Origin of the sequence: Geomicrobium sp. JCM 19055 (assembly GCF_000698185.1) — a bacterium.
In the GTDB taxonomy this organism is placed as follows: domain Bacteria; phylum Bacillota; class Bacilli; order Bacillales; family Marinococcaceae; genus Geomicrobium_A; species Geomicrobium_A sediminis.
In genome coordinates this window covers 16,130-28,132 of sequence record NZ_BAXL01000001.1, presented here as the reverse complement: position 1 = coordinate 28,132, position 12,003 = coordinate 16,130, and the positions used below count along the sequence as shown (strand labels likewise).

The 12,003-nt window shown below is 41.3% G+C and carries 5 protein-coding genes, 4 pseudogenes and 1 other annotated feature; of the genes and pseudogenes, 8 read left to right on the top strand and 1 reads right to left on the bottom strand.

The annotated features are described in order from the left end of the window. Window positions 1–219 precede the first annotated feature (219 nt). From dnaN to gyrA, 6 genes and pseudogenes are all read left to right on the top strand, one after another. Window positions 220–1,363, top strand: a pseudogene (gene dnaN, locus JCM19055_RS00135) (DNA polymerase III subunit beta). Between the two features lie 161 nt (window positions 1,364–1,524). Beyond that, window positions 1,525–1,755, top strand: a complete 231-nt coding sequence (gene yaaA, locus JCM19055_RS00130; RefSeq protein WP_042358313.1) for a S4 domain-containing protein YaaA — start codon at window positions 1,525–1,527, stop codon at window positions 1,753–1,755. 15 nt (window positions 1,756–1,770) lie between these two features. Beyond that, window positions 1,771–2,888, top strand: a pseudogene (recF, locus tag JCM19055_RS00125) (DNA replication/repair protein RecF). A 32-nt stretch (window positions 2,889–2,920) separates the two neighbouring features. Further along, window positions 2,921–3,205 carry an extracellular matrix regulator RemB gene (gene remB / locus JCM19055_RS00120; protein ID WP_042358038.1) on the top strand — a complete coding sequence of 95 codons (285 nt, stop codon included), beginning with the start codon at window positions 2,921–2,923 and terminating at the stop codon, window positions 3,203–3,205. Between the two features lie 92 nt (window positions 3,206–3,297). Further along, a pseudogene (gene gyrB / locus JCM19055_RS00115) lies at window positions 3,298–5,207 on the top strand (DNA topoisomerase (ATP-hydrolyzing) subunit B). A 37-nt stretch (window positions 5,208–5,244) separates the two neighbouring features. Beyond that, window positions 5,245–7,810 (top strand): annotated as a pseudogene (gyrA, locus tag JCM19055_RS00110) (DNA gyrase subunit A). Window positions 7,811–7,849: 39 nt separating this feature from the next. Here gyrA and JCM19055_RS00105 read toward each other — a convergent pair. Then, window positions 7,850–8,575, bottom strand: coding sequence for a YaaC family protein (locus JCM19055_RS00105; RefSeq protein WP_052365708.1), 726 nt, complete (start codon window positions 8,573–8,575; stop codon window positions 7,850–7,852). Window positions 8,576–8,741: 166 nt separating this feature from the next. Here JCM19055_RS00105 and guaB point away from each other — a divergent pair, with 166 nt between their 5' ends. After that, the gene (guaB, locus tag JCM19055_RS00100; RefSeq protein ID WP_042358311.1) at window positions 8,742–10,199 is read left to right on the top strand and encodes an IMP dehydrogenase; all 1,458 of its coding nucleotides are present in this window, start codon (window positions 8,742–8,744) and stop codon (window positions 10,197–10,199) included. 146 nt (window positions 10,200–10,345) lie between these two features. Beyond that, window positions 10,346–11,692: a D-alanyl-D-alanine carboxypeptidase family protein gene (locus JCM19055_RS00095; RefSeq protein ID WP_265181601.1), complete on the top strand. Its 1,347-nt coding sequence runs from the start codon at window positions 10,346–10,348 to the stop codon at window positions 11,690–11,692. A gap of 53 nt (window positions 11,693–11,745) precedes the next feature. After that, window positions 11,746–11,973: a binding site (T-box leader), on the top strand. Window positions 11,974–12,003 lie beyond the last annotated feature (30 nt).

Genomic DNA, 12,003 nt, shown 5'->3' with positions numbered 1-12,003 from the left:
TATAACTGCGTATTTAACGTCCCATTTATTCACATGCTTATCCACATGTGCAAAACCTAGTAACTCCAAAGGCTTTATTGATTTATCCACATCATACACACCCTATACTACTACTACGAACTTTTATTTATAATTACTAAATTAGAATTCATGATAAAAAAAAGGAAGGAGCAGCGGAAGCGATGCTGCTTTTTTCTTCTACACAGGAGGAACCCCTTCATGCATATCTCAATTGAAACAGATAAATTTGTAACCGCGGTTCAATATGTAAGTAAAGCCGTCTCTTCACGGACCACAATTCCAATTTTGACAGGAATTAAAATCGTCGCTACTCAAGAAGGCGTTACATTAACAGGTAGTGATTCTGATATCTCGATTGAAACGTTTATTCCACTTGGGAATGAAGAACGTGAATTTATGACCGTTTTCGAAGAAGGACAACTCGTACTTCAAGAACGATATTTTACAGATATCGTTAAAAAAAATGCCTGGTGAAACCTTAACGATTCAACGTGACGGACAGATGGCAGCTACAATTGAGTCCGACACAGTCGTTTTTAATTTAAACGGGTACGATCCAGATGATTATCCAAAGCTCCCTGAACTTCCTGAAGAGGATCAGTTAATTCTTCCACAACATTTACTTAAAGACATGATCCGTCAAACGGTTTTTGCTGTATCAAACCAAGAAACGAGACCTGTTTTAACAGGGGTAAACTTCGATGTTGAGCACTTGAAACTAACAGCAACAGCAACAGATAGTCATCGTTTAGCGCTTAGAAGTGCAAGCTTTGATGGGGATGAAGAACTTTCATTTACGAACATTATTATTCCAGGTAAGAGTCTTGTAGAACTAAGTCGAATTCTTAAAGATGACGAAACACCGGTAACAATCGTCATAACGAGTACTCAAGTTTTATTCAAGATGGAAAACCTTTTATTCTTCTCTAGACTACTTGATGGGAAGTTCCCGTTAACAAACAACATGATTCCTACGAATGGTAAAACAACGATGGAGTTATCCACAAAAAAAATTAAATCAAGCGCTCGATCGTGCGATGTTGCTTTCACGGGAAGCAAAAAAACAACGTGATTCACATGAAAGCATCCACAGGTGGACAAGTTGAAATTACGTCTGTATCCGCTGAGGCTGGAAAAGTACAAGAACAATTACATGCGAATCATTTTGAAGGCGAAGAACTACGAATTGCCTTTAACGGAAAAAAATATCTCCGATGCGTTAAAAGTGATCGACAGTGAAACAATCTCGATTATGTTCACAGGTTCAATGAGTCCATTTGTTGTAAGACCGACCGATCATGATCAAATGACGCACTTGTTTTCCCCTGTACGAACAAACTAAGAAAAGCTCTACAAGGACATTTTGTTCTTGAGAGCTTCTCTTTTTTTTAATTAGGCTATTCGATGTACTTGAACGGATTGGCGCTAGACGTTTTTTTCTAGTAAAATAAAGAGAGGAATGAAATGTTCGTAGAGAGGAAGTTATGTGGGAGTGTTCTTATTATGAAAGAAATCGTGAAGATATCGACAGAATTTATCACATTGGGCCAATTGCTAAAGGTGACTACGATCGCAAGCACGGGTGGCATGGTGAAAATGATCCTAGCTGAATATGACGTGTTTGTTAATGGGGAACTTGAATCTCGAAGAGGAAAGAAGCTTTATGATGGCGACGTGATCGAAGTAGAGGAAGTTGGCCAGTTTCAAATTGAACACGACCATAACACCGAGTAAAAGGGGCGATGAAGATTGCACGTTCAAAAGCTCTCTTTGAATGGGTATCGAAATCTTGAACCGTTAACGCTCACTTTTGATAACAGCGTCATACTTTTTCTCGGCGAGAATGCTCAAGGGAAAACGAACTTGATTGAATCGCTGTATGTGCTCGGTTTTGCTAAGTCTCATCGAACATCCAAAGATCGTGAACTCATTGCATGGGGAGAAGAGCATGCACGCATTCATGGAGAAATTGAAAAGCGTACAAGTTCGTTAACGTTAGACGTTCAATTTGCAAAGCAAGGCAGTAAACGAGCAAAGCTTAATGGCCTTGAGCAAGAACGGATTAGTCAATATATCGGTGCTCTTAATGTCGTTTTATTTGCTCCAGAAGATTTAAACCTCGTAAAAGGCGGTCCAAAAGAGCGTAGACGGTTTATCGACATGGAAATTGGGCAGATTAGTAATGTTTACCTACATGATCTTTCCCTATACTATAAAACACTCAAACAACGAAATCAGTTGCTGAAAGATTATTGGTCAAAAAAAGACCCAATAATGCTTGAAGTTTTAACAGAGCAATTGATTGCAGCAGCTGCAAAAGTAGTGTCTAGACGGTTTGTATTTCTAGATAAACTACAATCATGGGCAGCACCTATACATGAACAGATTAGTCGAGGTCTTGAAGATCTACGGCTTGACTATGTTTCTACTGCTGAGGTATCTCAAACCTCAGATTTGTCGACAATAGAAGAAAGATACAGAGAAGCTTTTCATAAAAAAAAGAAGAGCAAGAAATTCGCAGAGGTCTTAGTTTAGTCGGTCCCCATCGTGAGGACTTTGCTATTTTTGTTAATGAACGAGAAATTCAAGTGTATGGTTCTCAAGGACAGCAGCGAACAGCTGCTTTATCTTTGAAACTCGCAGAAATTGATTTGATTACAGAGGCAACGGCTGATCCACCGATCTTACTACTTGACGATGTATTGTCAGAGTTGGACGATTTTCGCCAATCGCATTTATTAAACGCGATTCAAGGTAAAGTTCAGACCTTTGTTACGACGACAAACGTTTCCGGTATTGAACATGAGACACTAAATCAAGCAAAACGATTTTACGTGAACAGTGGAAAAGTGCAAATGGACCCTTAACGGTCGTTTTTGAACTTAATGGAGGTGATTGTTTGTTTCTTCATCTAGGCGGAGATACCGTCATACGCTCCAAAGATGTAATAGCGATTCTTAATTATGACGGAAATGAATCTTCAACATATACTGAGGATTTTCTTGCTCAGGCTGTTACTGAGTACGTCTCACATATTAATGACGAAGCAACGAAAGCGATCGTCGTTACGAATGACAAAGTCTATTATTCACCGATCTCCTCCATGACACTGATGAGACGATCCCTTACAGAATTAGAAGCTTTACAAGATGATGAGCCAAGTGAGGGTTCAACGAACACTTAGGTTATTGAACGAGGCTTAAATTTAAGAAACTGATTGAACGTAATCAGTTTAGGTAGAAAAACCCGACAGAAGTGAAGGTGAACAGATTGTCGATGGAACACTCTTACGATGCAAGTCAAATACAAGTACTAGAAGGATTAGATCCAGTCCGTAAACGTCCAGGCATGTACATTGGTTCAACAGGACCGAAGGGATTGCACCACCTCGTATGGGAAATTGTTGATAACAGTATCGACGAGGCGATGGCTGGCTATGCAGATGAGATTAACATTGTACTCGAAGAAGATAATAGCATTACGGTTACTGATAACGGCCGTGGTATTCCAGTAGATATTCAAGAGAAGACAGGAAGACCTGCGCTTGAAGTCATTATGACGGTTCTTCATGCTGGAGGTAAATTTGGTGCTGGAGGGTACAAGGTTTCTGGTGGTTTGCACGGGGTAGGTGCGTCAGTTGTTAACGCTTTATCCGAGCACTTAGAAGTTCATGTTTACCGTGATAACAAGGTTCATATGCAGTCATTTAAACAAGGAAATATTCAAAATGACATTGAAGTGATTGGTGAGACGGAATTAACAGGAACGCGTGTTCATTTCAAGCCAGATCCACTTATCTTCACAGAAACGACAGAATATGATGCAGAGACTTTAAAAACGCGAATTCGCGAGCTCGCCTTTTTGAACAAAGGTTTACGTATTATTTTCACAGACATGCGTGAAGATGAGCCAGAGAAACATGAATATTTCTATGAGGGTGGTATTCGCTCATTTGTAGAATATATAAACCGTTCCAAACAAGCGTTACATGAACCGCCGATCTTTATTGAAAGTGAACAAGATGGTATGACCGTTGAAGTAGCGGTTCAATACAATGATAGCTTTACGAGTAGCATTTATTCGTTTGCGAATAACATCAACACGCACGAAGGCGGAACACATGAGTCGGGGTTCAAAACAGCACTCACACGTGTAATAAACAACTATGCGCGTCAGCACCAGTTGTTTAAAGACAACGACCCTAACCTTGTCGGTGAAGATGTTCGTGAAGGATTAACGGCTATTATCTCAGTTAAGATTCCTGATCCTCAATTTGAAGGTCAAACGAAAACAAAACTTGGAAACAGTGAAGCTAGAACGGCTACTGACCAACAGTTTAGTTTGTTATTTGCACGTTTCTTGGCAGAAAATCCAGACACGGCAAGACTAATTGTTGAGAAGGGAATTACAGCTTCAAGAGCAAGAGAAGCAGCGAAAAAAAGCCCGAGACTTAACGCGCCGTAAAAGTGCATTAGAAGTCGGGGCGCTCCCTGGTAAATTGGCGGATTGCTCGTCAAGGGATGCTTCAATTAGTGAGCTTTACATCGTAGAGGGTGACTCTGCTGGTGGTTCAGCGAAGATGGGACGAGATCGTCACTTTCAAGCAATTTTGCCATTACGTGGTAAAATCCTAAACGTTGAAAAAGCGAGACTAGATAAGATTTTAGCGAACAATGAAATTCGCACGATCATTACAGCATTAGGAACAGGGATTGCTGATGAGTTCAATATTGAGAAGGCTCGATACCATAAGATCATGTTAATGACGGATGCGGACGTTGATGGTGCCCACATTCGAACATTGATCTTAACGTTCTTCTATCGCTTTATGAGACCGCTCATTGAACATGGCTACGTGTACATTGCACAGCCGCCATTGTTCCAAGTGAAGCAAGGTAAAAAAAATTGCCTATGTTCACTCTGATAAACAATTAAAAGCGACTTTAGAAGAATGGCCAGAAACACCAAAACCAGATGTGCAGCGTTACAAAGGTCTTGGGGAAATGAACGCTGAACAACTTTGGGAAACAACGATGGATCCTGATGAGCGGACGCTATTACAGGTCACATTGGAAGACGCTATGCTTGCAGACCAAGTGTTTGAGACGTTGATGGGAGATCGTGTAGAACCAAGACGTGAATTTATCCAAGAGAACGCGGAGTATGTAAAGAACTTGGACGTGTAATTCAGTTTGGTTCGTTTAAGGAATTGGAGGTAAGAGGATGGCAGACCAGGAATCAAGAATTCATGAAATTAATATTAGTCAAGAGATGCAAACGTCATTTCTTGACTACGCAATGAGTGTAATCGTTAGCCGTGCACTTCCTGACGTTCGAGATGGTATGAAACCTGTTCATCGACGTATTCTCTACGCCATGAATGAATTAGGAATGACACCAGATAAGGCATACAAGAAATCAGCACGTATTGTCGGCGATGTCATCGGTAAATACCATCCACACGGAGACTCTGCTGTATACGAAGCGATGGTTCGTATGGCTCAAGACTTCAGCTATCGTTATATGCTCGTTGACGGACACGGAAACTTTGGATCGGTTGATGGTGATTCTGCAGCAGCGATGCGGTATACAGAAGCCAAAATGTCCAAGATTTCAACTGAACTCGTTCGTGATATTCGTAAAGATACGATCGACTATCAAGACAACTATGATGGTGCAGAACGTGAACCAGTCGTGTTACCAGCAAGATTCCCGAACTTACTCGTAAACGGAGCTTCAGGTATTGCCGTAGGTATGGCAACGAACATCCCTCCTCATCAACTCGGAGAAGTGATCGACGGATTGCTTGCTTATAGCAAAGATGAGGAGATTACGATTGAAGAATTAATGGAGTACATTCCAGGACCTGATTTCCCTACAGCTGGCTTAATTATGGGTAGAAGTGGAATCCGTAAAGCTTATCAAACAGGTCGAGGATCGATTACGCTTCGTGCTAACGTTCACATTGATACGAAACCGAGTGGTAAGGAAGAAATTATCGTCACGGAACTTCCTTATCAAGTGAACAAAGCACGCCTTGTTGAAAAAAATTGCAGAGCTTGTACGCGAGAAGAAGATCGAAGGAATTACAGATCTTCGCGATGAGTCGGCTAGACAAGGTATGCGCATTGTCATTGAAGTTCGTAAGGATACCAATTCCAATGTGTTATTGAACAATCTGTATAAGCTCACGTCACTACAAACGACGTTTGGAATTAATATGCTAGCTCTCGTTGGCGGTCAGCCAAAAGTGTTGAACTTAAAAGAGACACTAAAGCATTACTTGGATCACCAAATTGAAGTCATTCGTCGTCGTACACAGTTTGATTTGAATAAAGCGGAAGCGAGAGCTCATATTCTCGAGGGACTTCGAATTGCTCTTGATCATATTGATGACATTATCGCGCTCATTCGTGCCTCTGAGACGACTGAAATTGCACGTAATGGCTTAATGGAAAGCTATGAACTTTCTTATGAACAAGCTCAAGCGATTTTAGATATGCGTCTTCAACGATTAACAGGTCTTGAACGAGACAAGATTGAGCAAGAGTATAACGAGTTAATCGCTAAAATTGCTGAATTAAAAGCGATTCTTGCGGATGATGAGAAAGTACTCACGCTTATTCGTGAAGAGCTTGCTGAGGTAAGAGAACGTTACAATGATGAACGACGTACGGCGATTCATGCGAGTGAGAACGTTCTTGAAGATGAAGACCTAATTCCTCAAGAAAACATTGTCATCACGGTTACGCATGAAGGATACATTAAGCGCTTGCCGATTACGACGTATAAGAGTCAACGCCGTGGTGGTCGTGGAATTCAAGGAATGGGAACGAATGACGGTGATTTCGTTGAGCATCTCTTTACGACGAACTCACACCAAACGATTCTCTTCTTTACGAATAAAGGGAAGGTGTATCGCTTAAAAGGATACGAAATTCCAGAGCTTAGTCGTACAGCAAAGGGAATTCCAATTATTAATTTGCTTCAAATTGAAAAAGGCGAAGAAATTAGTACGGTCATTCCGATCGATGAATTTAGCGACGACAATTACCTGTTCTTCCTAACGAAGAAAGGCATTGCCAAACGTACACCGTTATCAGCATACGCAAACATTCGCAAAGGCGGTCTCTTTGCCATTAATCTTCGTGATGACGATGAGCTTCACGGGGTTCGATTAACGAATGGGGACGATCATGTTATTATCGGTACTAAAAATGCAATGGCGATTCGATTTGAGGAAGAAGATGTACGTTCTATGGGACGTACAGCAGGTGGTGTAAAAGCCATTAACCTTGATGAAAACGATCAAGTGGTTGGTATGGATATTGTCGGAACCGGTCAAAAGGTACTGATTGTGTCGAACAATGGATACGGAAAACGAACGAATGAAGATGAATTCCGTATTCAAAACCGAGGCGGAAAAGGACTACGTGCTTCAACGCTAACGGAGCGAACGGGGCACCTTGTCGCACTCCGTGTCATCTCCGATGATTATGATTTAATGTTAATCACAGCGAAGGGTGTTTTGATTCGAATTAAAGCTGACGAAATCTCAACACTCGGTCGTTACGCTCAAGGTGTTACGTTAATACGTGTAGCGGATGATGAAGAAGTGTCCTCTGTTGCACCTTTTGAGCCAGACGAAGAAGCCGAAGAAATAGAAGAAATGATCGAAGAGACTTCGAATGAAACAGTAGAAGAAGTAACAAATGAATCACCAGAAGAAGACGAGTCTACATCAAGTGATGTTGATTCAGATGACTCCAACGATCAAAACGAATCTTAAAGAACAAGTTAGACCCTCAACTGTATGGTTGAGGGTCTTTTACATTGTTATGAGGCCTTTTAATGTTTCTTCACGAATTAACGTACGAATACGATTTCCAGCTTGTTGTAAATACAATTCAATTAAAGGCACGTCTTGAGACAAGCGGCTCGTAATTAGTTCACCCCACCACTCGCTCTCATAACGGCTAATCATGCTCAAGTTGTATAACAACATGTGATGCGTAAGTAATTCAGGAACAATCGTCGTGTTTTTCGGCGGTATAATGCGTGCATCGTGACGAATGATTGATTCCATATCGTGTAGTTGAACGAATAGCTCAGACATTTTAAAACGTGTTCCTTCTTCAATGGTGAGCTGAAACATTTTTGAAGAAAGTAACGGAAACAGCCCGTTGCGTTGTGTTTTTACTTCATCGTCAATAAAACGGTAATCTTTCTTTTTCCGTTTTCTCGTACTCAGTCCATGTGCAAGCACGGATGTTGTTTCTGGATAGGAAGGTTGATAAAACAATATAATTGCTTTTAAAAACTCTGTGAATCCGTAATAAAGAAGCAAAGGTTGAATGTGAAGATCAGCAGATTCTTGCGTATTTAAGAGTCGTTCTCCTTGTAAGAACCGGTGAAGAAACGGTAGAGTATTTTGATAAGCGAAAGAACTAGCCTTTTTCTCTTCATATCCAGTTCTTATGTAATAACGAAGAAGGCTTTTCTGAAGAGGGTCGACTGCTAGAAAAGGTCTGACATCATTTAGCGGTTCATACAAGTTTTTCCTTTCAATTTATTAGAAAGTTAGAACTTCTTGTTCGCACCTAAACATTGCGTAAAAACGTGATAAAATAGGAAAAATACATTCTACAATCTTTAGCATTACTATCCCCGTTTTAGCGAAGAATACACGTGAAATGACCAGAAAGGGTGAAGCTTCAATGATGAGAGAAGACAAGTTTGCCAAAGAAGGACTTACGTTCGATGACGTTTTGCTTGTACCGGCTAGATCTGAGATTCATCCGAGAAATGTAAACATTTCAACACAATTAACGAAGAAGCTTCCACTGAATGTACCGATTATTAGTGCGGGAATGGACACAGTTACGGAAGCTGGTATGGCGATTGCCATGGCCCGTGAAGGCGGTTTAGGCGTTATTCACAAAAACATGAGTGTCGAAGAACAAGCAGAAATGGTAGACCGAGTAAAACGCTCGGAGAGCGGTGTAATTACCGATCCATTTTTCCTGACACGTGATCGCCAAGTGTTTGATGCAGAGCACTTGATGGGTAAATTCCGAATTTCTGGTGTTCCAATCGTTGATGAAGATCAGAAGCTAGTTGGGATTTTAACGAATCGTGATTTACGTTTTATCGAAGACTACGCAATTCTTATTGATGATGTCATGACGAAAGACAACCTTGTGACAGCGCCAGTTGGAACGACACTTGATGAAGCAGAACAAATTCTACAAAAGCATAAAATTGAAAAGCTTCCTCTTGTCGATGAAGATATGACATTAAAGGGACTTATTACGATTAAAGATATTGAGAAAGCGATTGAATTCCCTCACTCAGCGAAAGATTCAAAAGGTCGTTTACTTGTAGCGGCAGCTGTAGGGGTATCTAAAGATACGAACGTTCGTGTCAAAGCTCTCGTTGAAGCAAGTGTCGATGCACTTGTCATTGATACGGCACACGGTCACTCTAAAGGAGTTCTTGATACGGTTTCTGAGATTCGTAAAGAGTACCCGGATGTCACCTTGATTGTCGGTAATGTTGCAACGGCTGAAGGAACGAAAGACCTTATTGAAGCTGGAGCTGATATCGTTAAGGTAGGGATTGGACCAGGCTCAATCTGTACGACTCGTGTCGTCGCAGGTGTAGGTGTGCCACAAATTACAGCAGTTTACGATTGTGCAAGAGAAGCTGCTAAACACGATGTACCGATCATTGCTGATGGTGGTATTAAATACTCTGGAGATATCGTGAAGGCTCTTGCAGCAGGTGCTTCAGCAGTTATGTTAGGAAGCATGCTTGCAGGGACAAGCGAAAGTCCAGGAGAAACAGAAATATACCAAGGTCGTCAATTTAAAGTTTACCGAGGTATGGGCTCTCTCGGAGCGATGGAAAAGGGAAGCAACGACCGTTACTTCCAAGAAGAAAACAAAAAGTTCGTTCCAGAAGGGATCGAGGGTCGCATTGCTTATAAAGGTCCTCTTGCAGATACCCTTTATCAAATGACTGGTGGAATGCGTGCTGGTATGGGTTACTGCGGTACAGAAAGCCTAGCAGCACTTCATGAACACGGTCAGTTTATCAAAATTACGAGTGCTTCTTTAAAAGAAAGTCATCCACATGATGTTCAAATTACGAAAGAAGCTCCGAATTATAGCGTATAGTTTTCATTTCCCGGAATTTCCCGGGTCTTTTTTTTGATTGAAAAGGGACAAATTAAGAACTGTCTACAGGCATCTATTTTTTTACAGTTCATCTGTGGTAAAATTACGTCTGGATTAGACAAGATCACCAAGGGGTGTTAGTTAACGTGATAAGTACATATATGAAACGATATACATATAAATCAATGACTGCATTAACAGCAGCTGCCTTACTCGCTACAGTTGCCATTACTCCAGCATCAGCACAGGAACCGTCAATTGATGCAGAAGCATCTATTCTCGTTGATATGGAAAGTGGCGTCGTTCTATACGAAGACAATATTGATGAACAATTACCGGTAGCAAGTATGTCTAAGATGATGACAGAATACCTCGTTAATCGTGCGATTGAAGCAGGAGAATTATCGTGGGATCAAGAGTTAACAGTTACCGATGAAGTAGCCTTATTATCACAAGACAGAACCTTATCAAACGTGTTTTTACGTACGGATACGACGTATACTGTAGAAGAAATGTATGAAGCGATGGCGATTTACTCAGCGAACGGTTCAACAATTGCGTTAGCAGAAGCTGTAGCAGGTAGTGAAGCGGCCTTTGTTGATCTGATGAATGAAACGGCTGAAGAGTTAGGCCTTACGAATACACACTTTGTTAACTCAACAGGGTTAAACAATTCGAGTATGCAAGGGTTCCACCCTGAGGGTACTGATGAGAATGCTGAGAATGAAATGTCAGCAAGAGACACGGCAACACTGGCTTACCACGTGATTACCGAGTACCCAGAAATTCTAGAAACAGCGAACATTCCTTCCTTGCCGTTCCGTGAGGGAACGAATGATTACGTTGAAATGACGAACTGGAATTGGATGTTACCTGGGCATTTATTTGAGTATGAAGGCGTAGATGGGTTAAAAACAGGCTCAACTTCGCGCGCGGGAAGTGCATTTACAGGAACGGTTGAGCAAGATGGAACCCGTTTATTGTCTGTTGTAATGCGAACAGAAGATAACTCAGCACGTTTCCAACAAACAAAAGTACTCTATGATTATGGGTTTGATACGTATGAAACGGCTGAAATTGTAGAAGAGGGTCAACAAGATCCTGAAATGTTAACGATTGAAGTTCCAAGCGGACGAGATCAAGAAGTAGCCATTGCCACGGCTTCTAACATTGAAGTGCCCGTCTCATCTGGAGATGAAGAGAATTTTGATGTTGAATTTACGATTGCAGCAGACGTGCTTAATGAAGACGGCACGTTAGATGCACCTGTTGAAGCAGGAACGACTGTAGGGTATGCAACAATCTCTTATGCTGGTGAGGAAGATGTTGAATACCTTAATGAAAAATTAGAAAACCAAAACCGAGTACCAGTTGTAACACAACAAGACGTTGAGCGTTCCAATTGGTTCGTACTTTCCATGCGAGGCATCGGTGATTTCTTCTCGGGGCTTTGGGGACGTACAACTGACATGATTGGTGGATGGTTCTCGTAAATTTAAAATCATGCTATAATGAGTAAATCATGAACAAATGGTCTACACTATGAATAAAAACGTTGACGGGCAATAGTATTAAGCGGAAGTTTCTCAGAGAGCCGGTGGTCGCTGCGAACCGGTAAACATTCGGTTAAGAATCCAGCCTTGAGTGAAGAACGGAACGAGAAATGTTGTTTCTTAACTAAGTTCTTTCGTATTCCCTGCGTTATTGGGCTTGAGCTGGTTGGTCTTTTGTAGACCAACAATGAGGGTGGCATCGCGGTTTAACCGTCCCTGTTTTTACAGGGGCGGTTTTTTATATTTTAAAG

Coding starts and splice junctions, on each gene's coding strand:
- yaaA (WP_042358313.1), top strand. CDS start 1,525: ATGAAAGAAATCGTGAAGATATCGACAGAATTTATCACATTGGGCCAA.
- guaB (WP_042358311.1), top strand. CDS start 8,742: ATGAGAGAAGACAAGTTTGCCAAAGAAGGACTTACGTTCGATGACGTT.